This window comes from Microbulbifer maximicatervae (SeqCode), assembly GCF_056231245.1.
The window spans coordinates 1,107,206-1,133,504 of the sequence record NZ_CP174334.1; the positions used below are offsets into that span (position 1 = coordinate 1,107,206).

27 protein-coding genes are annotated in these 26,299 nt (G+C 51.3%); 16 read left to right on the forward strand and 11 right to left on the reverse strand.

What is annotated here, in order from left to right:
- Positions 1-38: 38 nt before the first annotated feature.
- The 4 genes from ACJJIS_RS04775 to ACJJIS_RS04790 form a co-directional block, all read right to left on the reverse strand.
- Positions 39-173: a hypothetical protein gene (locus ACJJIS_RS04775; protein ID WP_444907548.1), complete on the reverse strand. Its 135-nt coding sequence runs from the start codon at positions 171-173 to the stop codon at positions 39-41.
- A 203-nt stretch (positions 174-376) separates the two neighbouring features.
- Positions 377-3,316 (reverse strand): ribonucleoside-diphosphate reductase subunit alpha, encoded by a 2,940-nt coding sequence (locus ACJJIS_RS04780; protein ID WP_475709596.1) that lies wholly within the window; start codon positions 3,314-3,316, stop codon positions 377-379.
- A gap of 807 nt (positions 3,317-4,123) precedes the next feature.
- On the reverse strand, positions 4,124-5,038 hold the full coding sequence (gene argF / locus ACJJIS_RS04785; RefSeq protein ID WP_444907550.1) for an ornithine carbamoyltransferase: 915 nt from the start codon (positions 5,036-5,038) through the stop codon (positions 4,124-4,126).
- A 22-nt stretch (positions 5,039-5,060) separates the two neighbouring features.
- On the reverse strand, positions 5,061-6,245 hold the full coding sequence (locus tag ACJJIS_RS04790; RefSeq protein ID WP_444896447.1) for an acetylornithine transaminase: 1,185 nt from the start codon (positions 6,243-6,245) through the stop codon (positions 5,061-5,063).
- Between the two features lie 317 nt (positions 6,246-6,562).
- Here ACJJIS_RS04790 and grxD point away from each other — a divergent pair, with 317 nt between their 5' ends.
- The gene (gene grxD, locus ACJJIS_RS04795; protein WP_282933784.1) at positions 6,563-6,895 is read left to right on the forward strand and encodes a Grx4 family monothiol glutaredoxin; all 333 of its coding nucleotides are present in this window, start codon (positions 6,563-6,565) and stop codon (positions 6,893-6,895) included.
- 110 nt (positions 6,896-7,005) lie between these two features.
- Here grxD and bfr read toward each other — a convergent pair whose 3' ends face one another.
- From bfr to ACJJIS_RS04810, 3 genes are all read right to left on the reverse strand, one after another.
- Positions 7,006-7,497 (reverse strand): bacterioferritin, encoded by a 492-nt coding sequence (gene bfr, locus ACJJIS_RS04800; RefSeq protein ID WP_020412720.1) that lies wholly within the window; start codon positions 7,495-7,497, stop codon positions 7,006-7,008.
- A gap of 305 nt (positions 7,498-7,802) precedes the next feature.
- Positions 7,803-9,122, reverse strand: coding sequence for a DUF2254 domain-containing protein (locus ACJJIS_RS04805; RefSeq protein ID WP_445358801.1), 1,320 nt, complete (start codon positions 9,120-9,122; stop codon positions 7,803-7,805).
- A 570-nt stretch (positions 9,123-9,692) separates the two neighbouring features.
- The gene (locus ACJJIS_RS04810) at positions 9,693-9,923 is read right to left on the reverse strand and encodes a bacterioferritin-associated ferredoxin (protein WP_413662956.1); all 231 of its coding nucleotides are present in this window, start codon (positions 9,921-9,923) and stop codon (positions 9,693-9,695) included.
- 314 nt (positions 9,924-10,237) lie between these two features.
- On the opposite strand from ACJJIS_RS04810, the gene ACJJIS_RS04815 reads away from it, so the two are divergent.
- The 7 genes from ACJJIS_RS04815 (at position 10,238) to ACJJIS_RS04845 (ending at position 17,653) form a co-directional block, all read left to right on the forward strand.
- A complete protein-coding gene (locus tag ACJJIS_RS04815) occupies positions 10,238-10,840 on the forward strand; it encodes a peroxiredoxin (protein ID WP_143730920.1) in 603 nt (200 codons plus the stop codon).
- 241 nt (positions 10,841-11,081) lie between these two features.
- Positions 11,082-12,284: a serine hydrolase domain-containing protein gene (locus tag ACJJIS_RS04820; RefSeq protein ID WP_413662955.1), complete on the forward strand. Its 1,203-nt coding sequence runs from the start codon at positions 11,082-11,084 to the stop codon at positions 12,282-12,284.
- 97 nt (positions 12,285-12,381) lie between these two features.
- Positions 12,382-14,301 carry a molecular chaperone HtpG gene (gene htpG / locus ACJJIS_RS04825; protein WP_444933917.1) on the forward strand — a complete coding sequence of 640 codons (1,920 nt, stop codon included), beginning with the start codon at positions 12,382-12,384 and terminating at the stop codon, positions 14,299-14,301.
- 246 nt (positions 14,302-14,547) lie between these two features.
- Positions 14,548-15,579, forward strand: coding sequence for an NAD(P)H-dependent glycerol-3-phosphate dehydrogenase (locus tag ACJJIS_RS04830; RefSeq protein WP_413662953.1), 1,032 nt, complete (start codon positions 14,548-14,550; stop codon positions 15,577-15,579).
- Between the two features lie 13 nt (positions 15,580-15,592).
- Positions 15,593-16,075, forward strand: a complete 483-nt coding sequence (locus ACJJIS_RS04835) for a DUF4389 domain-containing protein (RefSeq protein ID WP_413662952.1) — start codon at positions 15,593-15,595, stop codon at positions 16,073-16,075.
- A gap of 125 nt (positions 16,076-16,200) precedes the next feature.
- On the forward strand, positions 16,201-16,653 hold the full coding sequence (gene sixA / locus ACJJIS_RS04840) for a phosphohistidine phosphatase SixA (RefSeq protein WP_413662951.1): 453 nt from the start codon (positions 16,201-16,203) through the stop codon (positions 16,651-16,653).
- A 121-nt stretch (positions 16,654-16,774) separates the two neighbouring features.
- The gene (locus tag ACJJIS_RS04845) at positions 16,775-17,653 is read left to right on the forward strand and encodes an alpha/beta fold hydrolase (RefSeq protein ID WP_475709597.1); all 879 of its coding nucleotides are present in this window, start codon (positions 16,775-16,777) and stop codon (positions 17,651-17,653) included.
- Here ACJJIS_RS04845 and ACJJIS_RS04850 read toward each other — a convergent pair.
- Positions 17,650-17,994, reverse strand: coding sequence for a 5-carboxymethyl-2-hydroxymuconate Delta-isomerase (locus ACJJIS_RS04850; protein WP_282933776.1), 345 nt, complete (start codon positions 17,992-17,994; stop codon positions 17,650-17,652). The two genes, ACJJIS_RS04845 and ACJJIS_RS04850, sit on opposite strands and share 4 nt — an antisense overlap.
- A gap of 54 nt (positions 17,995-18,048) precedes the next feature.
- On the reverse strand, positions 18,049-18,591 hold the full coding sequence (gene folE, locus ACJJIS_RS04855) for a GTP cyclohydrolase I FolE (protein ID WP_282933775.1): 543 nt from the start codon (positions 18,589-18,591) through the stop codon (positions 18,049-18,051).
- 341 nt (positions 18,592-18,932) lie between these two features.
- Here folE and prmB point away from each other — a divergent pair, with 341 nt between their 5' ends.
- Together prmB and aroC are read left to right on the forward strand one after the other, a co-directional pair.
- Positions 18,933-19,856: a 50S ribosomal protein L3 N(5)-glutamine methyltransferase gene (prmB, locus tag ACJJIS_RS04860; RefSeq protein WP_444907556.1), complete on the forward strand. Its 924-nt coding sequence runs from the start codon at positions 18,933-18,935 to the stop codon at positions 19,854-19,856.
- Between the two features lie 173 nt (positions 19,857-20,029).
- A complete protein-coding gene (gene aroC, locus ACJJIS_RS04865; protein WP_444933916.1) occupies positions 20,030-21,106 on the forward strand; it encodes a chorismate synthase in 1,077 nt (358 codons plus the stop codon).
- Between the two features lie 58 nt (positions 21,107-21,164).
- Here the strand turns inward: aroC and ACJJIS_RS04870 are convergent, their stop codons facing one another.
- Complete coding sequence (locus ACJJIS_RS04870) at positions 21,165-22,244, reverse strand: integron integrase (protein ID WP_444914441.1); 1,080 nt, start codon at positions 22,242-22,244, stop codon at positions 21,165-21,167.
- 324 nt (positions 22,245-22,568) lie between these two features.
- On the opposite strand from ACJJIS_RS04870, the gene ACJJIS_RS04875 reads away from it, so the two are divergent.
- From ACJJIS_RS04875 to ACJJIS_RS04900, 6 genes are all read left to right on the forward strand, one after another.
- Positions 22,569-23,042 carry a hypothetical protein gene (locus tag ACJJIS_RS04875; RefSeq protein ID WP_445356287.1) on the forward strand — a complete coding sequence of 158 codons (474 nt, stop codon included), beginning with the start codon at positions 22,569-22,571 and terminating at the stop codon, positions 23,040-23,042.
- Positions 23,043-23,127: 85 nt separating this feature from the next.
- On the forward strand, positions 23,128-23,643 hold the full coding sequence (locus tag ACJJIS_RS04880) for a hypothetical protein (protein ID WP_444942911.1): 516 nt from the start codon (positions 23,128-23,130) through the stop codon (positions 23,641-23,643).
- 67 nt (positions 23,644-23,710) lie between these two features.
- The gene (locus ACJJIS_RS04885) at positions 23,711-24,016 is read left to right on the forward strand and encodes a hypothetical protein (RefSeq protein ID WP_475709598.1); all 306 of its coding nucleotides are present in this window, start codon (positions 23,711-23,713) and stop codon (positions 24,014-24,016) included.
- A 107-nt stretch (positions 24,017-24,123) separates the two neighbouring features.
- A complete protein-coding gene (locus tag ACJJIS_RS04890) occupies positions 24,124-24,417 on the forward strand; it encodes a hypothetical protein (protein ID WP_444912470.1) in 294 nt (97 codons plus the stop codon).
- Between the two features lie 84 nt (positions 24,418-24,501).
- On the forward strand, positions 24,502-24,834 hold the full coding sequence (locus tag ACJJIS_RS04895; RefSeq protein WP_444914641.1) for a hypothetical protein: 333 nt from the start codon (positions 24,502-24,504) through the stop codon (positions 24,832-24,834).
- Positions 24,835-24,913: 79 nt separating this feature from the next.
- Entirely contained in the window at positions 24,914-25,120 is a 207-nt protein-coding gene (locus ACJJIS_RS04900; RefSeq protein WP_444914640.1) for a hypothetical protein, read from the forward strand.
- A gap of 49 nt (positions 25,121-25,169) precedes the next feature.
- Here ACJJIS_RS04900 and ACJJIS_RS04905 read toward each other — a convergent pair whose 3' ends face one another.
- Positions 25,170-26,111: an IS110 family RNA-guided transposase gene (locus tag ACJJIS_RS04905; protein WP_445360964.1), complete on the reverse strand. Its 942-nt coding sequence runs from the start codon at positions 26,109-26,111 to the stop codon at positions 25,170-25,172.
- Positions 26,112-26,299: the final 188 nt, after the last annotated feature.

Consider the following 26,299-nt stretch of genomic DNA (forward strand, 5'->3'; position numbering starts at 1 on the left):
CGATAAAAAATTCTTAAATCTTCCTGGTGTATTACTCACTAATTGTGTGCAACCAGGGATGACATACCGGTGATATTTTTTACCGGTAATAATTCATTACAGGCTCGTATTTTTAACTCGCCTGGGCACAGAAAATCCTGTGCCAGATCAATTTTTGCTGCGCTTTTGTGCATTTATTTGCACTGAATTTTCGCTGGCAATTGCACTGGGTTTTCCCGGGAAAATAAGCCGCAGCCGATCCCCGGTCCCTATGGTATTACCCACTATTAAAATAATGGGTGGACCGGGGTCGCTGCGCATGGTCATGCCCGCACTTGCGGTTACGACGCTCTCCCCCGAGAGTCAGTGCAGCCCCTATAAAAAAGGGGCTTAAATTTTACTGGCAGGCCTCGCAATCCGGGTCGTCCAGTGAGCAGGCTTGAGGCACTGCGGCCGGTGCAGGTGCAGCTTGCTCAGCAGGTGCTGCCGCAGCCACTCCGTTGCTACCGCCGTGTGCACTTACCGCGTTCAGGGTGCCACTATTTACCGTAGATTTCTCTGTGGTAGTGGCAGCCAGTGCGCGCAGGTAGTAAGTGGTTTTCAGGCCGCGGAACCAAGCCATGCGATAGGTCAGGTCCAGCTTCTTGCCGTCGGCGCCGGCAATATACAGGTTCAGGGACTGGGCTTGGTCGATCCACTTCTGGCGACGGCTGGCAGCGTCCACGATCCAGCGCGGTTCCACTTCAAACGCTGTGCGGTATTTCGCTTTCAGGTCTTCCGGTACGCGATCGATTTTCTGTACAGAACCTTCATAGTATTTCAGGTCGTTAACCATGACCTGATCCCACAGGCCGCGATCTTTGAGATCGTGTACCAGATAGGGGTTTACTACGGTGAATTCGCCGGACAGGTTCGATTTCACATACAGGTTTTGGTAGGTCGGTTCGATCGACTGGGATACTCCGGTGATATTGGCAATGGTCGCAGTAGGAGCGATCGCCATCACGTTGGAGTTGCGCATACCTTGGGCTTTGACTTTCTCGCGTAGGCCATCCCAGTCCAGAGTGGAGCTGGTGTCCTGTTCGATAAACTGCTGTCCGCGCTGCTCAGCCAGGATCTGGATGGAATCCAGCGGCAGAACACCTTTGCTCCACAGGGAGCCTTCGTAGGTCTGGTACTTGCCGCGCTCGGCAGCCAGGTCGCTGGAAGCGGAGATGGCTTCGAAGCTGATCGCTTCCATGGTGTTGTCGGCAAAGGCGACGGCTTCGTCGCTGGCGTAGGCGATGCCGGCTTTGTACAGCGCATCCTGGAAGCCCATCAGGCCCATGCCCACAGGGCGGTGACGCATGTTGGACTGACGCGCACTTTCAACTGCGTAGTAGTTGATGTCGATAACGTTATCGAGCATACGCACCGCAGTTTTTACGGTATTGGCCAGCTTGGAGCGGTCGAGTTCACCGTTCTCACCAATGTGTTGAGCCAGGTTGACGGAGCCCAGGTTACACACGGCGATTTCGTCGTCGGCCTTGGTGTTGAGAGTGATCTCGGTGCACAGGTTGGAGCTGTGAACCACACCGGCGTGCTGCTGCGGGCTGCGCAGGTTGCAGCTGTCTTTAAAGGTGATCCAGGGGTGGCCGGTTTCGAACAGCATGCCCAGCATCTTGCGCCACAGGTCTAGTGCGCGGATCTTCTTGAACAGACGCAGCTTGCCTTCGGCAGCCAGTTGCTCGTAGTGGTTGTAGCGTTCTTCGAATGCGGTGCCGAACAGATCGTGCAGGTCCGGGCAATCGGCCGGGGAGAACAGGGTCCACTCTTTGTCTTCGAACACGCGCTTCATAAACAGGTCGGGGACCCAGTTGGCGGTGTTCATATCGTGGGTGCGGCGGCGGTCGTCACCAGTGTTTTTGCGCAGCTCGAGGAATTCCTCGATATCCAGGTGCCAGGTTTCCAGGTAGGCACAGACAGCGCCTTTGCGCTTACCGCCCTGGTTGACGGCTACTGCGGTGTCATTGGCCACTTTCAGGAAGGGCACAACACCTTGGGACTTGCCGTTGGTGCCTTTGATATAGGAACCCAGGGAGCGCACCGGCGTCCAGTCATTGCCGAGACCGCCTGCCCACTTGGACAGCATGGCGTTATCGCGGATCGCGCCGTAAATGCCGTGCAGGTCGTCGGGTACCGTGGTCAGGTAGCAGGAGGACAGCTGCGGGCGCAGGGTGCCGGCGTTGAACAGGGTCGGGGTGGAACTCATGTAGTCGAAAGAGCTCAGCAGGTTGTAGAACTCTACCGCGCGCTCGTTTTTGTTCTCTTCATTAATGCTGAGGCCCATGGCGACGCGCATAAAGAAGATCTGCGGCAGCTCGAAACGAATATCGTCGCTGTGCAGGAAGTAGCGGTCGTACAGAGTCTGCAGGCCCAGATAAGTGAACTGGTGATCGCGCTCGCCTTTTAGAGCTTCGCCGAGTTTTTCCAGGTCGAAGGTGGCCAGTGCAGGGTCCAGCAGGTCCAGCTCGATACCCTTTTTCACGTAAGTGGGCAGGGTAGAGGCGTACAGCTTTTCCATCTCGTGCTGGGTGGCGCGCTCGGCAACACCGAGGAAGCGCAGCGCTTCGGAGCGCAGCTTGTCCAGCAGCAGGCTGGCAGTGGCGAAGGTGTAATTGGGCTCCTGCTCAACCAAGGTGCGCGCAGTGATTACCAGCGCGGTATTGATATCGTTTTCGGAAACACCGTCGTACAGGTTTTTCAGGGCTTCGTTAAGAATTGCCGCGCTGTCGACATCTTTCAGGCCTTCACAGGCTTCTTTGACAACGGTGCGCAGGCGCTCCATATCCAGAGGTGCAAGGCTGCCATCGTCCTGCTTTACACGGATGCTGGGGTGGGCATCGACGGCTTGCTCGGCAATTTGAGCAGTTTTTTCTTTCTCTGCGCGCAGGCGGGCGTGTTCTTCGCGGTAGAGTACGTAGTCGCGGGCAACCTTTTGTTCACCGGCGCGCATCAGGGCCAGTTCTACCTGGTCCTGGATCTCTTCAATGTGGATAGTGCCGCCAGAGGGCATGCGGCGTTTGAAAGTGGCACTGATCTGGCTGACCAGTTCTTCAACTTGCTCGTGGACACGGCTGGAAGCAGCGGCGGTGCCGCCTTCAACAGCGAGGAAGGCTTTAGTGACGGCGACGGCAATTTTGCTGTCGTCGTAGGGTACAACGGTGCCATTGCGCTTGATTACGCGGATCTGGCCCGGTGCAGTAGCGGCCAGAGTCGTGCCGCCAGTCGCCTGGTCGCTGGAGGTGCCTGATTTTTCCGCAGGCACGGCTTGAGAGCGCCCTGTCTCTGTGTGCATGTAAATCTCCGAAAGGTTTGTTCTGTTGTCTGTCCGCGTGCGTTCAAAAGAACGGCGGCCACATGACTGTGTGGCATGGCGGAGCGTGTCCTTCGCTTTGCCAGTGTTTATCCACAGCTGTGGACACTGGAAACAGGCGGCTTGTCACCGGCTATCTGAAAAGGTTTGCCAGCTGCTGCCTGTGGCGGAAATTCCATTCCGCCCGCTTACCTCTGATTCTGCTTTGAAAAAAGCAGCGCCTGACGCCCACCGCCAAAAAGTGTGGTGGTGCGCCGGAATTTGCCCCACATAATGGGGGTGCTCTTGAGCCTCTACCCCAATATATAGGGGGTCGGCCTCGAGTGCGCTACAAGATAATGCGGTAGGCGGGTCAGTTCAAGGCGAATAACTATGTAGTTGTTTGTGGATAAATTGTGGGTAGAGGTGCTGAGTCAGTAGCCACTTTCGCGGCAGAGCCCGCCAGCCCTGGGCTGCAAAGGAGTGGGTGCCGGGAAAGAACGCTGGGTACAGTGTCTTACAATTTTTTTTAATAGCTAGAGCGCTGTAAATTAACAACGGCAATAACCATTTGCAAATGGCTGCTCTTTGAGCAAAGTGGTACTCAATTGCTCAATTTACTGACGCTTATTTAATTCTGACATCTTGGCTGGCTGTAAATTAGTCGTTGGCGCCGATTGCTAAATTTAGTGATCTCTTGGATTTTTTGTCGCCAATCGCATCTTTTATACGTTGTCGGGAGGAGAGGCGCAGGGGAGTGAGTACAGGTAGCAGGGTACAACCGCAGGAGTGGCTGTACCCTATTAGGGTTTATCGACTGTGGTCTTGGAGGAATTCCATCAGGGCTTTTTGCGCGTGAAGGCGGTTTTCAGCCTCATCCCATACCACCGAGATATTGCCATCCTCTAAAAGTTCGGCACTCACTTCCTCTCCACGGTGGGCGGGCAAGCAGTGCATAAAGATGGCATCGCTATTGGCGTGGCCCATCAGCTCATGGTCCACCAGGAAGCTCTCGAAGGCTTTCAGGCGGATCTGTTGTTCAGTTTCCTGTCCCATGGAAGCCCACACATCGGTGGCCACCCAATCGGCCCCTTTAACAGCCTCCACCGGATCGTGTACTACGGTGACCCGATCACTTGCCGAAGCGAGGATATTGGCGTTGGGCTCGTAGCCGGGCGGGCAGGCTATACGCAGCTCAAAATTGCACAGGCGGGCAGCATTAATATAGGAGTGGCACATATTGTTGCCATCGCCGACCCAGGCGACCACCTTGCCCTCAGGGCTGCCGCGGTGCTCCACAAAGGTTTGGATATCTGCGAGCAGCTGGCAGGGGTGGTAGCTGTCGGAGAGGGCATTAATCACCGGTACCTTTGAATATTCTGAGAAGCGCTCCAGTACCTGGTGGCCAAAGGTGCGAATCATCACCATATCCACCATGCTGGAAATTACTCGGGCGCTGTCTTCAACGGGCTCCCCGCGGCCTAACTGAGTATCGCGGGGAGACAGGAAGAGGGCGCTGCCTCCCATCTGTGCCATACCGGCCTCAAATGAAACGCGGGTACGAGTAGAGGATTTTTCAAAAATCATCCCCAGCACTTTGCCGCGAAAAAGGTCAGTATTTATTCCTTGAGTGCGCAGTGTTTTGAGTTCGATCGCGCGCTCAATAATTTGCTTGAGCTCTTCCGAAGACAAGTCTGTCAGGGTGAGAAAATGTCTGATCGCCATAAGCTGTTCTCCTTTTTTTGCATCAGACTGCTTGCAGTGCAAACTGGTGAATCAGTGAGCTGACATCGTTTGCCAATTGATGGCACTCGTCGTCGCTGAGTGTGAGTGGGGGGAGCAGGCGCACTACATTGCCGGCGGTAACATTTATCAGCAATCCGCGCTCGCGGGCTATGTCCACCAGTTTGGCACAGGGCTGCTGCAATTCTATTCCGATCATCAGCCCCAAGCCCCGCACCTCTTTGACCTGGTCGCAATCGGATAACTGCTGTTTGAGTTGGTGCTGCAGGCGTTGCCCCAATGCCTCGGCGCGCTCTAACAGCCATTCACTTTCCAGCGTATCGATTACAGCCAGTGCGGCACTGCAGGCTAGAGGGTTGCCGCCAAAAGTGGAGCCGTGGGTGCCCGCAGAAAATAATTGTGCGGCAACTCCCCTGGCCAGGCAGGCTCCGATGGGGACACCGTTACCCAGTCCTTTGGCAGTGGTCACCACGTCGGGCAATATGTCCGCATGCTGGTAGGCAAACATTTTGCCGCTGCGGCCGTTTCCGGTTTGCACTTCATCCAGCATCAGGAGCCAGTTATGTTGATCGCAGATTTCGCGCAATTGTCCCAGGTAGTTGGAAGTGGGCACGCGTACACCGCCCTCTCCCTGAACCGGCTCAACCAGCACTGCGACAATATCGTTGCGCTCACCTGCGAGCTTTTCGATGGCTGCGGTATCGTTAAACGGCACACGCAAAAAACCCTCGGGCAGAGGGCCGAAGCCCTCTTGGATTTTTTCATTGCCGGTTGCTGTCAGGGTAGCCAGGGTGCGGCCGTGGAAAGCGCTTTCCATTACCAGGATTTGAGGGGTTTCAATGTTGCGGCTATTGCCTAGCCGCCGGGCTAATTTAATCGCTGCTTCATTGGCCTCAGCTCCAGAATTGGAGAAAAACACATTGTCCATACCGGATAGCTGTACCAGCTTGTCTGCCAGTTTCTCCTGCGCAGGGATATTGTAGAGATTGGATACATGTAACAGGGTCCGAATCTGCTCGTGCAGGGCCAGGGTAACTTTGGGGTGGCAGTGGCCAAGGCCGCAGACGGCGATTCCAGAGATTGCATCCAGGTATCGTCGGCCCTGATCATCCCATACATAATTGCCTTCACCCCGCACCAGTGTGAGGGTTCGATCGCCATAGTTTTGCATGAGTGTCGGGGTGGCCACCGGGGCATCTCCTTAAATATTGACTATTTAGATTGTTTATTTTCCGCAGAAAATTCTGTTTAAGCTTTTTAATCTGCACTTTATATCGATTGGAGCAATGGTAACACAGCCTTTATAAGCTGTGTGCTATCTGGCTGGCTGAATTTTCAACATGGTATCCGGTGTTGTAGATCTGCGGTTTTTGCTTTCATCGAGGGGATGGTGTACTTATTGCCGGCCCCACTGGGGTACAATGGATGCCGGTGCGCTATATCAGATGATGGTATGGTGCCTGTACACTTACTTTTTGCTTCGACCACCTGAGGTTTTTCACGCTTATGGATACACTGGAGAACATCAAGCAGCAGATCGCTGATAACACCATTCTGCTTTATATGAAAGGTAGCCCTAATGCCCCCCAGTGCGGCTTTTCCATGCGGGCCTCCCAGGCGATGATGGCTTGCGGTAAGCGCTTTGCCTACGTTGATATTCTGGCTAACCCGGACATCCGCGCTGAGCTGCCTAAGTATGCGAACTGGCCGACCTTCCCCCAGCTGTGGGTTAAGGGCGAGCTGATCGGTGGCTGTGACATCATTATGGAAATGCATGAGAACGGTGAGCTGAAAACCTTGATTGATGAGGCATCAGCGGAGAGCGAAGGCGAGGATTAATTTCCGCTTTTGCTCCAATATGTCTGCTGCTATAGGTAGTAGGCATACTGTAGAAACAAAAAAACCGCAGCGGAAGCTGCGGTTTTTTTATGCCTGTGAGAGGACTTAAACTACTTGCCAGAGTGGCCGGCTGCAGTTTCCATTTGAGTTTGCAGGTAGTTTTGAATGCCAACTTTGTCGATCAGCTCCAGCTGGGTTTCCAGCCAATCTACATGCTCTTCCTCAGACTCGAGGATTTTCTCCAGCAATTCACGACTGCCGTAATCCCGAACGGACTCGCAATAGGCGATGGCTTCACGCAAGTCGGGAATGGCCTTGGATTCAATTTTCAGGTCGCACTTGAGCATCTCTTCGGTATTTTCGCCGATCAGAAGTTTGCCCAGGTGCTGCAGGTTGGGAATACCTTCGAGGAAAAGAATGCGCTCGATCAGCCAATCGGCGTGCTTCATTTCATCAATGGATTCGTGATATTCCTGTTTGCCCAGCTCTTTTAAACCCCAATTGTCGTACATGCGGGCGTGTAGGAAATACTGGTTAATAGCTACCAGTTCATTACCCAGTACTTTATTTAAATGCTCAATTACCTTGGGGTCGCCTTTCATAGCCTGTGCTCCTGAAGCCCTGCCAACTCAATAAGGTTTGCAGAGAGTTCCTATTTGTTAGTCGCTAGAGATTAGTTGATATTTTTAGTTACTAAAGTTTATTAGTCACTAAAGTCTGCGGCTGCCTGATTTACCTAATTTTATTTTAGGGTTTAAGCTGCAATCGGGGCTGAGTTTGCGTTGCGATTTGCGGCAAGTCAAGAAATAATTTTTCTTGCGGAATGCAGGAAAAACAAGGGTTTTAACGCAAATTTAGCCGAAAATGGCAACGAAAATAATTCTCATTTAGGTTGTAGGGCAATATTTCAGCTTTTTAGTTTTTCTCTAATAAAAACTAATTTGTCATTAATGATTTGTTGATCGATTTTGCTTTTTATAAAAACTGAGTTGTCGTCATTCAGGCGCTTTAAATAGTCCTTTAATGCCTGTTTATCTGTTTTCCTATGGCAAACCTCAACAAGTGTTTCTAGTGCGTTGAGTAAATGGCACATAAATACACTACTTGATCTGCCGTGTTCGACAATTTCGTCGAGAGAAGCTTGGAGCAGTTGAGAAAACTCAAGCTTACTGCAAATTATTCGCAATTCCCCCGATGAGTCGGTAAAACAATTTGCGGGCTCAGGTCGATATAATACAGTACCAAGCCCCTCAATCAGGCGATCAACGCAGGAATAAGCAGTAAATGGGTCATTAATGCCTGGAGATAAAGCTCGCACAGCAATTTGTGAAAGCTGCTGGATAGAAAAGACCACATCTTGTTCTGCCGTTGGCTGGGTGCCGATCTGTATTGCAGACTGAATTGCAGGAATTACTCTTTCTGGGTTATTTGCCGGATAAACCTGGCCGATCATCTCCCAGTGATGCAGGTAGCTTCCCGGGTGGCAGTTCAGCTTTAGGCAGCATTGGAAATTCTGGGTTGTGCGAGTAATTCTTTGCTTATCGATAAATTGGACATAACCGCCCTTTGGGGTGGGGATGTCGATCCAACTTGAGCCGAGGTCCAGGCGTTTAGTATCGAATACTTTTTTGTTCGTAGATTCATGGCAATCTGGATATTCACGCTCTATCGCCTGCTGAAACTCGAGATTAATACGGTGGGTAATGTTATCGACCTGAATTGACTGTGCGACATTGTGAATAAAGTAAATAAGGTAGATAACACTGATTAAAGTCAGCACCAAAGCCGTGAGCACGCTAATGCCATAGTTAGCTATTTCGTTTTCCGCTGTGCCAATCGAACGCATAGTGACAATGGCATAGACATAGGTCGCCAGGAAAATCCCGAGGGATATCTGGGTCGCTCGGTCCCGGATAAAATTTCTGATCAAATGGGGGCCGAATTGATTAGAGGCGAGGGAGAGGGCAACCATTGTTATTGAGAATACCGTTCCGGCTACCGTGATAGTGGAGCCAGCAATGACTGACAAAAGGGCTCGAGCATTTTCGATATTACCCAAATTAAACCACTGCAAACTGCCCCGGAATAAAAGGGGAGGAGCAGGAAGTGCTGTGTCCAGGTGAACGGTAAGGGCGCAGAGCGCTAGCGCCGCTAGGATCATAATCAGCGGGACGCTCCAGAAACTGGAGTGGAGGCGTTCATAGAGGTGTATAAGATACTGCTTCATAGATGGAGAAAGGCACGCCAGCGTGCTATCAGCTTAGTCTATGAGCTTTAGAGGGAGCATTCGGGAAGGTAACTTAGTGGTTATAGATTGTGGTAGCCGGGATTCGGGGTCAGCTTGTGAAGTAGAATCGGCGGTAGTTAGCTGAGTAGACCATACTCCCGCTCATGGTCTATTCGATAAGCTCATTCGTTTATTCGGCCTCCCGCACAGGGATGAGACCGCCAACTGGTGCCCCAAGGCCCTTACTGAGATAGCACCACCATAGATTATCTCTTTGGTCTGGCGGTCTGCTAAGAACTTACAAATACATATTTCTGGTTCAGTTCACTGCACTTGTTGTTGTCAGTGGGCGGTACAAAAATGTATGGATCAGGAATATTGCTATATCTAAATACAATCGTTTTTGTGTGTAGCAGGGAAAACTGAGGCACCATTTTTGAATTTCAGTTGAACCGCGCTAAGCCGTTAAAGGGAAGAGCCTGACTCAACTAGCAGGTGTTGAGTGGAAGCTGAGATATAAGAAGAGGGGAGGCGATCGCCAGGGACACGATCGCAGGTCAAAAGCCAAAATCAGCTGGCGGAGTAGAAGAGGCCGTTGTTGGCAGAGGATACCATCCCACCGCTCATGGTCTCATCGATGATCTCCTTGGTCTGCTCGGCACAGCGTCCACATTGAGAAGAAACGCCCAGCTGGCGCCTCAACGCCTTCACCGAAGTGGAGCCATCATAGATCGCCTCTTTAATCTGGCGGTCAGTTATGCCCTTACAAATACATACATACATGGCGGTGGCTCTGTTCAACTCTTACTCAATAGTAGTCAGGTAGGAATCCTATTGCAATTGAGAATGAGTGTCAATAAGATTCCGGAATGGTCGCATTTCGCCCTCTTTGTTTGCTATTTGTACATTTTTGCGGGTAGGTCATCCTATTTTGGGTGTTAGTTCACGCATAGCCGTTCTGCTATCAGCCTGATTTAAAAAATTTATGGGCCTGAAATAAGTGGGTGTGTATCATAGCGGCCCACTATTAATTCCCATTCGATTTATAGCTGTTGCTCATAAATTGAACACTCTACGTATCATCAACAACCCATCATTGGATTGAGGAGGTTTTCATGGCAGTTCTGGTAGGCAAGCCGGCTCCGGATTTCACCGCTGCAGCGGTATTGGGTAACGGCGAGATCGTCGATACTTTTAACCTGAAAGAAGCAATCAAAGGTAAGAAGGCTGTAGTTTTCTTCTACCCGCTGGACTTCACCTTCGTATGTCCTTCTGAGCTGATCGCTTTCGACCACCGTTTCGCTGAGTTTGAAAAGCGCGGTGTTGAGGTAATCGGTGTATCCATCGATTCCCAGTTCTCTCACAACGCATGGCGTAACACCTCCGTCAACGACGGTGGTATCGGCCCGGTTAAGTACACCCTGGTTGCAGACGTTAAGCACGAAATCTGCCAGGCGTACGACGTAGAAGCTGACGCTGGTGTTGCTTTCCGCGGTTCCTTCCTGATCGACGAAGAAGGCAATGTACGTCACCAGGTAGTTAACGATCTGCCGCTGGGCCGTAACGTTGACGAAATGCTGCGCATGGTTGACGCTCTGGCGTTCCACCAGGAGCACGGTGAAGTTTGCCCCGCCGGCTGGCAGGAAGGCGACAAAGGTATGAACGCTTCTCCGGAAGGTGTAGCGGCTTACCTGAGCGAGAACGCTGAGAAGCTGTAAGACGCTTTTTGCACTGGGGTCTCCGGACCCCAAAAAGAAGAACCGCCGCAAGGCGGTTTTTTTGTTTGTACAAGCCTTGTTGCGCTGACCTGCGCTGATTGGCATGGCCGTCCCCGCGCCGGAGAAAAGTGCAGACTAGAATTCAGCAGTCAGTCCTGCGTGGCGCCTAAATAGAGTTTTTGCCCGCTGGCTGCTAGTCTTATCTGCAACTACCGGATTGCTTTGGCGGCTCGATTTGCTTATGAGACCTGCAATTCTTTCAAATATCGTCTACGTCATGCGCGCCTCTATGGCACGTTTTTTTCTCTTCCTGGTGATTCTGGGGAGTCTGTCCCTGCCTGCGCAAGCGGCTGATATAGACGACAGGGCCAAACAGTTTGGCCGATACTTCAAACAGATGATGGCGGGTAAATCTATACCCGGCGGCGCCTATGTCATCGTGGATGGCAACCGGGTGGTCGCGATGGACACCTATGGCGTTAGGGTCAGGGGTAAATCCGGCAAGGTGGATCAGGACACGGTGTTCCGTCTGGCCTCGGTATCCAAGACCTTCGCTGCCAGTATGGCCACTATGTTGGAGCATGAAGATCGCTTCAAATGGGATGACAAGGTGGTCAACTATGTGCCGGACCTGAGCTTTAAGACGCCTTCGCTGTCTCGCCAGCTTCAGGTGGAACACTTGCTCAGCCATTCCTCGGGTCTGACCCCCAACGCCTACGACAACTACCTTGAGGACAACAAGCCTCTCAGCAAGATATTGCCCAAGTTTGCCAATATCGATCCGCGCTGCACGCCGGGAAAATGCTACGGCTACCAGAATGTGTTGTTCAGTCTTATTGAAGATGTGATTTTTGAGGCGACCGGGGTCTCCTTTGCCAGCCAGCTGAAAAAGCGGATTTTTGTCCCGCTGAAAATGCAGAACGCATCGGTCGGCTGGGAGAGCTTTATGGCCTCCGACAACCGTGCGGCACCCCATATTCAGACAGGCAGCGGCTGGCGCCCGGTAAAAGTGGAGAAGGAATACTACTTTGCTGCACCGGCGGCGGGAGTGAATGCCAGTATTTCCGATATGGCCCAGTGGTTGAAAGCGCAGATGGGCTACTACCCGAAGGTGCTGTCACCGGAAGTGATCGCCGATATGACTACTGAGCGAGTCGCTACGCAGCGCCATATGCGCCATCGTATCTGGAGAGATTACCTGTCTCACGCGGGCTATGGTCTGGGCTGGCGCCTCTATACCATTGGTGACGATCGTATTATTTACCACGGCGGTTGGGTTGCGGGCTTCCGTGCAGCGGTGGCCTATTCGGAAAAGTTGAAAGTGGGTATCGCCATCCTGATGAATGCGGAGTCCCGTGTGATCTCAGATCTCACTGCCAATTTCGTGATCGATATTACCGGTAAAGGTAACCTCGCTACTGCTCAAACCAGTGGAGATCGCTGATCTCCACTGGCAAGTGTGAAGTCCCCCCTTGAAACCTGCTGGCTGATCCCAATATTTGCTCCCTGTTCCGATTGACGTTTACGGGGAGACCGAATAGATGACCGTTGAGGCCCAAAAAGAGAGCCATGGATTCCAGACGGAAGCCAAGCAGCTACTGCACCTGATGATCCACTCGCTCTACTCCAACAAGGAGATTTTCCTGCGCGAGCTGGTATCCAACGCTTCTGATGCCGCCGACAAGCTGCGTTTTGAATCGTTGTCCAAGCCCGAATTACTGGGCGAAGATGCAGACCTGCGCATTCGCATCGAGTTTGACAAGGAAGAGGGAACGCTCACCATTACCGATAACGGTATTGGTATGAGCCGCGATGAAGTTATCGAAAACCTCGGTACTATCGCCCGCTCCGGCACCTCTGCGTTTATGCAGCAGCTGACCGGAGACCAGAAAAAAGATGCGCACCTGATCGGCCAGTTCGGTGTGGGCTTTTACTCCGCCTTTATCGTCGCTGACAAAGTGGACGTATTCACTCGTCGCGCCGGTTTGAATTCCGACCAGGGTGTGCACTGGGAGTGTCACGGTGAAGCGGAATACTCCGTAGAGACTGTTGAATGGCCCCAGCGTGGCACCCGGGTGGTTCTGCACCTGAAAGAAGAAGCGAAAGAGTTTGCCGATAACTGGCGCCTGCGCTCCATCATTAAAAAGTACTCCGATCACATCGCCATTCCGGTGGAGATGTTGAAAGAGGAAATGCCGGCGGCGGAAGAGGGCGAAGAGCCGAAAGAAGAGAAGGCGCCTGAGTTTGAAGCAGTAAACGCTGCCCAGGCCCTGTGGACTCGTCCCCGCTCCGATGTGAAATCTGAGGAGTACAAGGAGTTCTACAAGCATATCTCCCACGATTTCGACGATCCCTTAACCTGGAGCCACAACCGCGTAGAGGGCAAACAGGATTACACCAGCCTGCTTTACATCCCAGCGCGCGCACCGTTTGATCTGTACCAGCGCGATGCCGCTCGCGGCCTCAAGCTGTATGTGCAGCGCACTTTTATCATGGACGATGCGGAGCAGTTCCTGCCGCTGTACTTGCGTTTCGTGAAAGGTGTTCTGGACTCCAACGATCTGCCGCTGAACGTATCCCGTGAAATCCTGCAAAAAGATCGCAATACTGATGCAATCAAGAGCGCACTGACCAAGCGTGTTCTGGATATGCTGGATAAATTGGCGAAGAAAGATGGCGATGAATACCAGAAGTTCTGGGATCTGTTCGGCAATGTATTGAAAGAAGGTCCGGCTGAAGATTTCTCCAACAAAGAGAAAATTGCCAAGCTGCTGCGCTTCGCCAGCACCCATACCGATACCGAGAAGCAGGATCAATCCCTGGAAGACTATGTGGGTCGCATGAAGGATGGCCAAAAGGCGATCTACTACGTGTGTGCCGACAACTTCGCTACGGCCAAGTCCAGCCCCTACCTGGAAGTATTCCGCAAGAAGGGTATCGAAGTGCTGCTGCTCACCGATCAGGTGGACGAGTGGTTCGTGGGCCATATGAACGAGTTCGACGGCAAGCAGTTCCAAGACGTGGCCAAAGGTGCGCTGGATCTGGGTGAAGCCGAGAGCGATGAGGACAAGGCTGAGCGCGAAAAAGTTGAGCAGGAGTCCGGTGCCCTGGTTGAGCGGGTACAGGAAGTTCTGGAAGGTCGCGTTGAATCCGTACGCGCAACCACTCGCCTGGTGGACTCCCCAGCGTGTCTGGTGGTGAGCGAACAGGATATGGGCCCGCAAATGCGCCGCATCCTGGAACAGGCCGGCCAGGCCCTGCCAGATGCCAAGCCGATCTTTGAAATCAATCCGTCCCACCCACTGGTAAAGCGTCTGGACCAGGAGGCGGATGAAGATCGTTTTGCGGACCTCACCAATATCCTGATGGACCAGGCTAATCTGGCTGCCGGTAACCAGTTGGCAGATCCGGCGGATTATGTGCGCCGTTTGAACACGCTGCTGCTGGAAATGCACGGCTAAGTCAGCGCTATTGATTGGTGCTAAGCGATGGCCAGCGGAGTTGTTTTAGACTTTGCTGGTCCCAGAAGCGGCCCCTGCCGGATCGAACGGTGTTTTATCGGTTGGTCAAGGCAGAGGGCCGTTTTTGCTATTTACTGTGCCGTTTCGCACAATTGGCAGAAGTTTAAAACAAATTGACCCCATTGGGCTCAGCGGGTCATGCCTCTATAATCCGCAAGTCTTATAAGAAGCTTTATCGGTGTGACAATGCAAAAAGAAACTTCCAACCCCCTCGCTATTGCCGTATTGGGCGGCGGCAGTTTCGGAACCGCGATTGCTAACATTGTGGCGGGCAACGGCCACGACACCCGCCAGTGGATGCGCAATGCGGAGACGGCGGCTGAGTGTCGCGACACTCGAGAAAACCATAAATACCTGCCCGGCGTGCCGCTGCACCCGGAATTACAACTTACCAGCGACCTGGAGCAAGCGGTCGATGGTTGCAGTATCGTTTTTGTTGCGATACCCAGTAAGTCCTTTCGCGAGGTGGTAAAAAAAGTAGCCCCGTTGTTGGCGCCGGGCACCATGCTGATCTCCACCACTAAGGGAATCGAGCATGACAACTTCCACTTAATGAGCGATATCCTGCGCGAGGAAACCACCGACATGCGTGTCGGGGTCTTGAGCGGACCAAATTTTGCAAAAGAAATTGTTGCGGGGCACTACACTGCAACGGTGGTGGCCAGTGAAGACGAGGCACTTTGTAAAGCGATTCAATCGGCACTGCACTCGGAGACTTTCCGGGTTTATTCCAGTAGCGATGTGTTTGGAGTAGAGCTTGCCGGTGCGCTAAAAAATATCTACGCGATCATCACTGGTATGGCTGCGGCGCTGGAGCGCGGGCAAAATACCATCAGTTTATTGATCACCCGCTCTCTGGCAGAAATGATGCGTTTTGCCGAAGCGATGGGTGCTGATCCCATGACGTTTATTGGTCTTGCCGGTGTTGGCGACTTGATTTTGACCTGTTCCTCAGACCTCAGCCGAAATTACCGGGTGGGGTATATGGTCGGTAAAGGCAAGCCGCTCGATCAGGCTGTCGCAGAAATCGGTCAGGTGGCCGAAGGTGTGAATACGGTTCGTCTGATTAAACAGAAAGCTGACGAAATGGGTGTCTACATGCCCTTGGTTTCCGCGATTCACGCCATATTATTTGAACAGCGGCCGATTCCTGAGGTGATTCGCAATTTGATGTCGGGCGCACAAACTTTTGATGTGGCCTACTCGGCCAAGCCTTAAATGGAAGCCTCATATGAAAAATGACGATCTAAAGCGCAATCTTACTTCCGGCAACCAGTGGGTGCGCCTTATCTATATGGTGCTGTTTGCAGTGTGCCTTCAGGTTGCCGCGTGGTTACTGATGGCGGTAGTGATACTGCAATTCCTGTTTTCGATTATCAGCGGGAAATCCAACGATAATCTGCGTCGCTTTGGCGATCAGCTCGCCTCCTATGTTTACCAGGCGATCCAGTTCCTGATCTACAACTCCGACGAAAAACCTTTCCCGTTTGCCGAGTGGCCTGAATCTGAAGTAGAGGATTTGTCCGGTTACGAGGGCGCCGAAGATGTTTCTGCAGAAGTGGTTTCTACGGAAGTAAAGCGTGAAAAGGAAAAGGCTGAAGACGAAGCCGAGGATGCCATTATCCTGGGTAGCTCCGAGCCTGAGAGCAGCGAAAAGCCCGAGCTGGTTGAGGAAAGTGCCGACGACGCCGACAAACCTGTCGACAAGAACTGATCGCTTTTCCTATCGCTAATTTATCCGGTGCCTTATCCGTGGGCACCGGATAAATATCCGCTGCCCTCCCTACGAATATTCCCGCAGATATCAACAAAGTCACAACCTACCCTTGAGGAAGCCCCATGCAGCTGTTTATTTTGCGTCACGGTAAAGCCGAGCCCATGCTCGCCAATGATGCAGAGAGAGCCCTGACAGAGCGCGGGCGCAGGCAGGTTGCACAGGTTTGTAAAAAGCGCGCCGAGGAACTGGCGGCGGTAAAGGCAATTTGGGCCAGCCCATTTGTACGCACCCAGGAAACCGCTGAGATTGCTGCTGCTCAACTGGGATTGCCCGTTATTACCGAACCGCTGCTGATCGGCAATACCCACCCACAGCAACTGCTCGACCATTTGCAAACCCAGGATACCTTTCCGCTTCTGCTGGTTAGCCACCAGCCTTTGGTGGGCAGCCTGCTCAATGGCCTCTGTGGCAGCGTTAATGAACACCCGATGGGCACTTCCAGCCTCGCCTGTGTCAGTGCGGATGTATGGGCTAATGGCTGCGCTGACCTGGAGTGGTTGCAGCACGCAGAGTAATTTTTCCGGTCGTGTCTGCCAGTAAATCCCTATTGCGCTGATCACAACTGTCATTGCGGATGTTGTTGGTGGGCCGCACCATTTCACCACCTGTTTTAGTCACTATCCGGTGGATATCACTTTGGCGATAAATCAAATCACTCCCCGTGAAATCACCCTTGAGTTTGATCACAAGTCGATTGCTGCACGTCAGTGGGGCGACCCGGAGGGAGAGCCGGTAATTGCTCTTCACGGCTGGTTGGATAACTGTGCCACCTTCAGTCGGCTGGCTCCCCTGCTGAGCGGAATTAACCTGGTAGCGATAGATATGTCGGGCCACGGACGCAGCTATCACCGCTCACTCGATGCCAACTACAACATCTGGGAAGAGGCGGAAGATATTTTGGGGGCGGTGCACGCGCTCGGCTGGCGCAAGTTCTCCATTGTGGCGCACTCCCGAGGTGCTATCGCTGGGGTGATAACCGCTGGTGCTTTTCCCGATCGGGTAAAGCGCCTGGCACTGATCGATGGCCTGGTACCTCCCTCCACCGAAGATGAAAAAGCTCCGGAGAACCTGGCCAAGGCCATTGCCCAGAGAGCCCGTTACGGCACGCGCAAGCTGCGGGTTTACGGTACCTTCGAAGAGGCGGTCGAAGCGCGCAAAAATGGCATGTTTCCGCTAACTGAGTGGGCTGCGCAGGTATTGACCGAGCGGGGCACCCGGGAAGTGGAGGGTGGCTATATGTGGAGTAATGATCCCCGGCTGATGGCGGCTTCCACGGCCAAGCTCAATGAGCCACAGATTAAAGCTTACTTATCCCGATTGAAGATGCCGGTGCAGTTGGTTCTCGCTGAAGACGGTATCGCAGATATGCTCAAGCGCCTGCGCCCTGTACTGCAAGAGTTTCCGGGTATTGAGGCGCGTGAGATTCCCGGAAGCCACCACTTACACCTGGAGGAGAGTGGTGCCCGGGCGATTGCAGAGTGGTTTGGGCCTTTCTTGCGCGGTGAGACCGCTTAGAAGGGAACCCGCTTGGAATAGCAGCTGGCATCCATCTCCCGCACCTCTACGGAGACTGCGGGAACTCCCTCGGCAAATTGGCACAGGCTGTTAAAAACCGCCGAGCTCAATGCTTCCCTTTCCCGCGTAGAGCGCCCCTCAAGCAAACGGATCTCTGCGTGGATAAAGCTGTTGCCATTGTCCCCAGCGATAAATTGGTCGTAGGACTTGGCGCGGGTCTTGATATTGTGGGAGGCGAACAAACCGGAACGGTGCATCGCCTCCTGAGCCGAGCTGACCAGTGCAGCGACAGAAATCTTCTCTTCCAGATTTTTCGCATACTCTATGATCAGGTGAGGCATAGCGGTCACTCCTCGGTCAAAGCGGCCCTGGCGGCCGCTGGGTACCTGTGGCGTTTACTGGCGCAGCAGGGAGAGGAACTCGTTGCGGGTGGCCTGGTTGCTGCGGAAAGTACCGAGCATAGCCGAAGTCTTCATCACAGAGTTCTGTTTTTCCACACCGCGCATCATCATGCACATATGCTTGGCTTCGATGATCACGCCGACACCGGCAGCACCGGTAACGTTTTGCAGGGTCTCGGCGATCTCTACGGTCAGCTGCTCCTGGATCTGCAGGCGGCGCGCAAACATATCCACAATGCGTGCTACCTTGGACAGGCCAACGACCTTGCCATTGGGAATATAGGCTACGTGGGCGCGGCCGATAAACGGCAGCAGGTGGTGCTCACACAGGGAGTAGAGTTCGATATCCTTAACCAACACCATTTCGCTGCAGTCGGACGGGAAGAGCGCGTCGTTGACTACATCTTCCACGGTCTGTTTATAGCCGCGGGTCAGGTATTCCATGGCTTTGGCGGCGCGCTCCGGGGTGTCTTTGAGCCCAGGGCGTTGCGGATCTTCGCCGATTGCTTCAATAATTCGCGCGTAATGTTCGTTCATGCTGCTCTTTCCAACATCTCAGCCCGAAGGGCGGGTGCGCTACCCTAAGCGTTTGTAACCCGAGAGTAAAGATCCACGCGGCCCGAGGAGCTTGTTAGCTGTTATTTGACGACCACTGACGAAGGCTATTTTGTTAGCAGGGCGGAGGAAGTTGGGCGGAAAAATGGCTTAGGGCCTTTAGGTAGCAGCTGTAAAATGGCCACTTAACCTTACTCGTCGCTTATTTGGTGTGAGCAAACTACACTCCCCGGGCATTGATTGGCCCCTCTGAAGCAACAACAGAGGGCACCCGCAGGTGACAGTGGGCCCCGACGAGATACAAAGCACTTAAGGATAGATTGATGATAGAAAGGCGTGAAACAAGCCTCCACGAACTGACCACGGTTTTGGACTATATCCGCTGGGGGACCAGCCGATTCAATGAGGCCGACCTCTACTACGGCCATGGCACCGACAACGCCTGGGACGAGGCCGTTTTACTGGTAACCCACGCCCTGCATCTCCCCCCTTACAGTAAGCCGGAGATACTCCAGGCCCGTTTGACCATGGAGGAGCGCCGCGACGTACTCACTATCCTGGAGCGGCGCTTTAGCGAGCGGGTACCGGCGGCCTACCTGACTAAGGAAGCGCATTTCTGCGATATGACATTTTATGTGGACGAGCGGGTACTGGTACCCCGTTCACCGATTGGCGAGATGATCCGCCACAACTTCCAACCCTGGCTCAATGTTGAGCCCCTGGCGATTCTGGATCTCTGCTGTGGTAGCGGTTGTATCGGTATCGCCTGTGCTGAGGCCTTCCCGGAAGCGCGTGTCGATGTGAGCGATATTTCCGAGGACGCGATCGAAGTTGCACAGATCAATATCAATCGTCACGAGTTGAACGAACGCGTGCGTGCAGTGCAGTCGGACCTATTTTCCGGCCTGCACGGTATGAGTTACGAGTTGATCGTGTGCAACCCGCCCTATGTCGATGCCCGCGATTTAGCTGAAATGCCCAAGGAATACCACGCTGAGCCGGATATAGCCCTGGGCTCTGGCGATGACGGTCTCGATTTTACCCGTCGCTTGCTGCGCGAGGCTGCCAACCACTTACAGCCCGATGGCCTGTTGATCTGCGAAGTGGGCAATAGCTGGGAAGCCCTGGAAAAAGCCTTCCCGGAGGTGCCGTTTATGTGGCCCGAGTTTGAGGATGGTGGCCACGGTGTTTTTGCCATCAGCCGGGAAGAGCTGCTCGCCTATCAACCCTACTTCGAAAAGGAATAATTCCTTTTGCCTCCCCGGCAATCTCGGTTGCCGGGTTATGGGCACAAGCCCGGTTCTGCGGACACTTGTGCTTTTTGCCCCAGTCTGCGCACTGGGGCGGGCAGATCATTTATAATGCGCGCCCCTATTGTGGGCCATCCTGTTTTACCACCTACTAGCTGGAAAAGTCGTCTATGTCGGGCAATACCTTTGGCAAGCTGTTTTGTGTCACCACCTTTGGCGAAAGCCACGGCCCCGCGCTCGGCTGTATCGTCGATGGATGCCCTCCGGGTCTGGAGATTAGTGAAGAAGAAATTCAGCGAGAGCTGGACCGCCGCAAGCCGGGCACTTCCCGCTATACCACCCAGCGCCGCGAGCCCGACCAGGTAAAAATCCTTTCCGGTGTTTTCGAGGGAAAAACCACCGGCACGCCTATTGGTCTGTTGATTGAAAATACCGACCAGCGCTCCAAGGACTACAGCAATATCGCTGAACAGGTAAGGCCAGCCCATGCCGATTTCACCTATTGGCAAAAATACGGCATTCGCGACTACCGTGGGGGTGGTCGATCCTCCGCCCGTGAAACTGCCATGCGGGTTGCCGCTGGGGCCATCGCCAAAAAATGGCTAAAACAAAAATATGGCATTGAAGTGCGCGGTTATCTCTCGCAATTGGGCCCGATCAAAGTACAAAAGCTGGATTGGGGCCAAGTAGAGCAAAACCCCTTCTTTTGCCCGGATGCTGATCGGGTCCCCGAAATGGAGACCTATATGCAGGAGCTGATCAAAGAGGGGAACTCCATTGGTGCGCGTATCTCAGTACACGCCAGCGGCGTCCCAGCCGGACTGGGTGAACCTATTTTTGATCGCCTGGATGCAGATCTGGCCCACGGCTTAATGAGCATTAACGCGGTAAAAGGCGTGGAAATTGGAGCTGGCTTTGACAGCGTGGAGCAAAAGGGCACTGAGCACCGAGATGAGATCACTCCAGAAGAGGGGTTCCTGTCGAATAATGCCGGTGGTGTGTTGGGTGGTATTTCCAGTGGCCAGGATATCATTGCTCATATCGCCCTGAAGCCGACTTCCAGTCTGCGTATTCCCGGCCGCAGCGTTGACCGCTCCGGCAATCCCATTGAAGTCGTTACCAAAGGCCGCCACGACCCCTGTGTTGGTATTCGAGCAACGCCTATCGCAGAGGCCATGATGGCCCTGGTTCTGATCGATCACGCACTGCGCCATCGCGCGCAGAATGGCGATGTAACACCGGGATAATTCGATCGGCTTTTTTCTATTAGATACCGGCGGGAGCCGGTATCCGGTCTCCGCACTACTAAGATGCAGCCAATAAGCTAAGCCCCTGTACTTCCCCAACTTTACTCCCAACAAAATAGTTAGCTCCATCCTCCTCAATTTTATTAATGTTGCGCAGTCGATCTGAGGGGCTTAAAACGCCTTTATTTCCCCGATTTACGACATGGGTATAAATTTCAGTAGTACTAACATCCGAATGCCCTAGCAACTCCTGAATCGTACGCAAGTCATAACCTGCTTCGAGCAAGTGAGTCGCAAAGCTATGGCGAAATGCATGGCAACGAGCCGGCTTGTTGACTCCCGCTAGCTTGACAGCTATACGAACCTGGCGCGCTAAAGTTGACGCGTGCATATGGTGCCTTCTGTTTTCACCGGAGCGAGGACATTGGCCGATGGTGCTGGAAGGGAAAAGGTATTGCCAAGCCAGTTGTCGGCTTGCACTTGGATACTTTCTTTCCAAAGCGTTAGGTAAATAAACCGAACCAAAACCAGCCAAAATATCTTGTTGGTGTAATAGGGAAACAGTCTCTACCTGCCTATGTAGCTGCACAATTAACCCGTTAGGTAATATCGTAGTGCGATCCTTATCCCCCTTACCACCTCGAACAAAAATATTATTGCTGTCGAAGTCTATATCCTTTATACGCAAAGAAAGCAGTTCGGCGCTGCGAAGGCCACTACCGTACATTAGCTCAACCTGTAATCTGTAGGTGCCTTCAAGGTGATCCAAAATTGCTGATATTTCTCTACGGCTATAAACCACGGGCAAGTACTTTTGTTGTTTTGCCAGTTTAAAGTCCAGAGCCTGAATATCCCTACCTAAGAATCTCTTGTACAGATATATCAAAGCGTTCAGAGCTATTCTCTGTGTATTTGCGGAGCAAAGACCCTGAACTGCAAGGTGAGAGAGAAACGTCTCAATCTCAACAGCTCCCATATCGTCAGGGTGCTTCTTTTTATTGAAATGAATGAAACGTTTAACCCAATGGGTGTAAGTTTGCTCTGTTCGGTACGATAGTCCCTGCTTTCGAATGTGAAATCGCAGATTGTCCATAAATCGTTCAGGCTTACCTGGGATTTTGTGGCGAATGTCGTCCATGATATTGCTCTTAGACTGTTTTTATATACAGTATTTACTCTTTTGTCCTGCTGTCAATATCAGAATTCAAGAGAAGCTTCTCCTATTTCTGGGGGGTGGCGATCTATCTCTTTGATTTTTATAGGGTCGGTAATGTTATAAAGAGCAGAAAAAGCAGGTAGATATATAGCGCCTGCTATATATCTACCTGTTGAGAAATATGCCAAATTTCTTAACTTTTTGATATTATTGGGTTTTTGAGGTTATCTTGAAAGAAGTGAGTAGAATTATATAGAAGGGTGATATAAAGACGCTTCTTTTGAATTAACTGTTAGGCGTAAAGCTATGAAACTAATTGAAGAAACGTTTACGAAGGAAGCTTTTCTAGAAATGTTTCTAGAAGAGGTCACCCGCTGCGTAAAAAGATGTAATGAAGAGTCGTGCATCGGTCCACTTCCAGATAAGCTTTTGTTTTATCGCGTTTTTGATATTGATGATCAGGAGTGGGAGCCTGGGCTAGGTAAAGTTAAGCTGCCTAATACTAGATTGTTTGTAGAGTCTGAGAAAGTGATTGATACACTTCTAAATGAAAAAGGTTGGTACCCAGAGTGGATACATATTTCTCCTTTTGCAGTAACAGCTACGCATTTAGTCATCGAAGTGTGTCCTAGTGAAAATATTACAAATAAGCGATTTATAGAAAGCACCTTTCCAAAAGAACCGTTCCAGCTCAGAGGCCCGAGATTACCTCCTGATTGGAGGCCGGGTCAGCCGATACCAAAAGTAAAGCTTCCGAGTTTGGAGATTAAAAATGCCTAACAAGCGCCGGCAAAATCGCACCATTTCATGGTGCTGGACCTCCCTTTCGGTCGGCCTTTGCGGCGGTCGTTAAGGCTCACTAAGTATGGGTATCGAACAAGACAAAAGAGCATATGAATTACTCGAAAATCCATTTGAGTATCCATCAATGATTGAACGTAAGGTGCTTTTTAAAAGTATCAGAATTTGGAGCTACTCTTCCTTTGATCCTTTCATTTCATTTATGGTGGCAAAGGAAAAAGAAGAGTTTTACGCCCGACGGGTGATCTGGGATCAGTACAAAACAGTGCCCTCTGGTGATCCTCAAACATACTGTGCAGAGGTAAAAGTTGAGAGCAGTGTTTTCGAAGAACTTATCGAGAGCTTCTCAGAGGTAAGTGTTTCCCCATTAATTCCTGGAGATTTAGTTGGTATTGATGGTGTTAGGTCTGGCGTGTCTGTCAAAGACTTTCTATCTGAGTCAACGTTTAGTTGGTGGTCGGGAAGTCCCAAAGAATGGGGCGCCATAAGAGATTGGCACCAACAATATATTGTTAAAATAAATGGCCTATTCTCCGGTTCACCTATGAGCCTAGAGTCGGCCTTAACAAGCGGCTGCTAGGGACTGCATTACGCTGCGCTCCATGCAGCCCCAGAGCCGAGCGTTACACCCTCAATAGGAATCGAGAATGAGTGAGAGATACGAAGGAAAGCCACTACTTAGATTGTTAGAACTTTACGTTTTAGATGCGATCGGTTCTCTAGATGCAAAGGATGAAGCTCTATTACAGCAAATGGCACCAAAGCTGTCTCAAACCTATGGAATCGAAGGAAGCTGGAAGGAAATCATCCAGAGCGTCATGGAGCTTCCCGATAATATGCAATCTCTGATAAGTGATATGTGGCATAGAAACAAAGAGATTGCTAAACAAAATAGCACTGATCTACAAGCTGAGCATTTCGCGATGATGTTTGTAGATCAAAACTTATCGTAGGCAAGGTGTAACAAATGGCTGCATCGGACTCGTCAAACTGTCACGCCTTTTGTACCAAAAGGCCCGCCAGTTTAACTCGCCGCTGAGCCAGACGTTAGGTGTAAAGAATGTCAGCGTATCATCACAAAGGAAAACTCGTTTCTATAGATGGTGAGTGGGCGACTTACGAGTATTACCCTGATTACCTATCTTACGAGTCGGCAGTTGGTTTATTTAAGGTTAAACCATCAAGCCTTGTGGGCGAGCAAGAGCGAGAATATGAAATTTTGGCTAAGGCTGGTGATGTAAAGCTTTTTAGCAACCGTCCGGAAGAGCATGTTATTTTTACGCTTCTTTCCAAAATACGTAAAAGCGCTGAGAATGGCGAGCTCTTTCCAGAAGAGGTTTATCACATTGCGTAACCCACCTAACAAGCGCATGTTGTCGGACTGGTTTTCCGCTGCGCTCCAAACCAGCCGCAAATGCGGGCGTTAAATTGCAAAACCATGGATAATTATCGTACATATGAAGAAGTATTAGAGGCCTATAACTCCGGTGAAATACCCAACGGAGAGGCATGTGATCGATTTCTAGAACACATAACGTCAAAGAATATTTCTGAAGTAATTGATTTGATCCCCAGTCAATACATTTTTCAAACGATGTTACGTACAGCGGCATACTGTCCCACCACAAACGAGGGATGGATGCAGAGAAAAATGAGGGCTTTAAATTATTCAGACTACTCAAAAAAACCTAAACCATTAGATGAGAATCATCCGTTTAGGGTTGGGATTGAAGCCCTGCGGGAGTATGTTTCTGGTGGTATGGAGAACTAAATTTAACAAACAAAGGCTACGGATGCTTCGCACCCGCAGCTTTGGGCGTTAGAGCTACCAATAAAACCGAGTGTAATTAATGTTCACACAAATATGGAAAGGTTGGACTACGGGTGTTTCCGTTATCTTTACGCCGCTGTTCTTAATTGCTGCTTTGGTACAACCTGACGCCCCTGGTAATATGCTTTTAGCCGTACCATTAGTTCCGATCATAGCTGCTGGGCAAGGCGTGTTAATTGGAGCGCTGGTTTGTCTTGGTCTCAAAATATTGTCATTTAAAAATTAACATGAGTGCCACAAACTCTAACAAGTGACTATGGTTGCTCGTCAAGTTATTAAGCCATACTTTCATCCCAGTAGGTGTTATTTTTCACCATCGTATTCAGTATCGTAATCTGCTTTCTCATGCAGGCAATCAGAGCGACCTTTTTAGGTTTGCCAGCGTCGACTAATCGCTTGTACATCGGCTTTAGTTTGGGATGATGCTGTATGGCCGACATGATGGAAACAAACAAAACCGTTCGTACACGATGCCTTCCACCCCGAATATATCTCTTTCCCTGGAAGCTGCCGCTATCACGGTTCATCGGGGCGATACCGACAAGTGCAGCGATTTCTTTACGGTTCAATTTTCCTAGCTCGGGAAGTTCACTCATCAGCGTATAAGCCAATACATTTCCGACTCCTTTAGCGCTTAACAATAGGTCTCGCCTTTGCCGCCACTCAGGCACACTGTTAACCAGTTTATCTAGTTGTTTGTCGATACTTTGTAACTCTTTCTTGATGGTGTTTAGAATGGTCCGTATAGGTTTGTGTACTGATTTCGGCATTCTCTGAAGCCGATTCTTTTGCATTGTACTCATTTCTAAACACTGACTTCGTACTACCAGTAAGTCACTGATATTCCTGAGTTTTTCTGGCTTTAGCTCCGATAGTCTTGGCTTCATGGCCTCACCAAAATGTGCAATATCCATTGCATCTAGCTTGTCAGTTTTGGCGAGGCGCCCTGCGGATTTAGCGAAGCTTCTTATCTGTGAAGGGTTGCAAACAACAACAGGTAATCCTGCTTTGTCGGCGGCGCAAACAAACTCTAATTCGAGTCTTCCTGTAGACTCTATTAATACTCTTTGAGGTTTAAGAGGTTGTAGTTGTTTAATGGCATCCTTAATGCCGTTTTTATCATTGGCAACACTAAAAAACTGGCCAGTAGGTCTCACATAAATATCGAGTTGTTTACTGCTGGTATCGATACCGACATTGATCTCTTTAGGTTCCATAAGATAAGCTATCTCCGCCTTGCTATTCGGGCTCGAGGCCCACATGACTATTCGAGTTATGCCTAGTGAGTGTCTGTCACGTTCCTACTTGTTAACGGTCTTTATAAACCGGCGCAGCAACGAACTGTGACAAACAAGGCCTTCGGTGGCCGCCGAAGGTGGGTCTCAATTTACCCGTTAGCGAAAAG

Bases quoted from the DNA above. Each gene is read 5' to 3' on its own strand.
- ACJJIS_RS04775 (WP_444907548.1), bottom strand. From the start codon at position 173: ATGCACAAAAGCGCAGCAAAAATTGATCTGGCACAGGATTTTCTGTGC.
- ACJJIS_RS04780 (WP_475709596.1), bottom strand. From the start codon at position 3,316: ATGCACACAGAGACAGGGCGCTCTCAAGCCGTGCCTGCGGAAAAATCA.
- argF (WP_444907550.1), bottom strand. From the start codon at position 5,038: ATGGCGATCAGACATTTTCTCACCCTGACAGACTTGTCTTCGGAAGAG.
- grxD (WP_282933784.1), top strand. From the start codon at position 6,563: ATGGATACACTGGAGAACATCAAGCAGCAGATCGCTGATAACACCATT.
- bfr (WP_020412720.1), bottom strand. From the start codon at position 7,497: ATGAAAGGCGACCCCAAGGTAATTGAGCATTTAAATAAAGTACTGGGT.
- ACJJIS_RS04805 (WP_445358801.1), bottom strand. From the start codon at position 9,122: ATGAAGCAGTATCTTATACACCTCTATGAACGCCTCCACTCCAGTTTC.
- ACJJIS_RS04815 (WP_143730920.1), top strand. From the start codon at position 10,238: ATGGCAGTTCTGGTAGGCAAGCCGGCTCCGGATTTCACCGCTGCAGCG.
- ACJJIS_RS04820 (WP_413662955.1), top strand. From the start codon at position 11,082: ATGAGACCTGCAATTCTTTCAAATATCGTCTACGTCATGCGCGCCTCT.
- htpG (WP_444933917.1), top strand. From the start codon at position 12,382: ATGACCGTTGAGGCCCAAAAAGAGAGCCATGGATTCCAGACGGAAGCC.
- ACJJIS_RS04830 (WP_413662953.1), top strand. From the start codon at position 14,548: ATGCAAAAAGAAACTTCCAACCCCCTCGCTATTGCCGTATTGGGCGGC.
- ACJJIS_RS04835 (WP_413662952.1), top strand. From the start codon at position 15,593: ATGAAAAATGACGATCTAAAGCGCAATCTTACTTCCGGCAACCAGTGG.
- sixA (WP_413662951.1), top strand. From the start codon at position 16,201: ATGCAGCTGTTTATTTTGCGTCACGGTAAAGCCGAGCCCATGCTCGCC.
- ACJJIS_RS04850 (WP_282933776.1), bottom strand. From the start codon at position 17,994: ATGCCTCACCTGATCATAGAGTATGCGAAAAATCTGGAAGAGAAGATT.
- folE (WP_282933775.1), bottom strand. From the start codon at position 18,591: ATGAACGAACATTACGCGCGAATTATTGAAGCAATCGGCGAAGATCCG.
- prmB (WP_444907556.1), top strand. From the start codon at position 18,933: ATGATAGAAAGGCGTGAAACAAGCCTCCACGAACTGACCACGGTTTTG.
- aroC (WP_444933916.1), top strand. From the start codon at position 20,030: ATGTCGGGCAATACCTTTGGCAAGCTGTTTTGTGTCACCACCTTTGGC.
- ACJJIS_RS04870 (WP_444914441.1), bottom strand. From the start codon at position 22,244: ATGGACGACATTCGCCACAAAATCCCAGGTAAGCCTGAACGATTTATG.
- ACJJIS_RS04875 (WP_445356287.1), top strand. From the start codon at position 22,569: ATGAAACTAATTGAAGAAACGTTTACGAAGGAAGCTTTTCTAGAAATG.
- ACJJIS_RS04880 (WP_444942911.1), top strand. From the start codon at position 23,128: ATGGGTATCGAACAAGACAAAAGAGCATATGAATTACTCGAAAATCCA.
- ACJJIS_RS04885 (WP_475709598.1), top strand. From the start codon at position 23,711: ATGAGTGAGAGATACGAAGGAAAGCCACTACTTAGATTGTTAGAACTT.
- ACJJIS_RS04890 (WP_444912470.1), top strand. From the start codon at position 24,124: ATGTCAGCGTATCATCACAAAGGAAAACTCGTTTCTATAGATGGTGAG.
- ACJJIS_RS04895 (WP_444914641.1), top strand. From the start codon at position 24,502: ATGGATAATTATCGTACATATGAAGAAGTATTAGAGGCCTATAACTCC.
- ACJJIS_RS04900 (WP_444914640.1), top strand. From the start codon at position 24,914: ATGTTCACACAAATATGGAAAGGTTGGACTACGGGTGTTTCCGTTATC.
- ACJJIS_RS04905 (WP_445360964.1), bottom strand. From the start codon at position 26,111: ATGGAACCTAAAGAGATCAATGTCGGTATCGATACCAGCAGTAAACAA.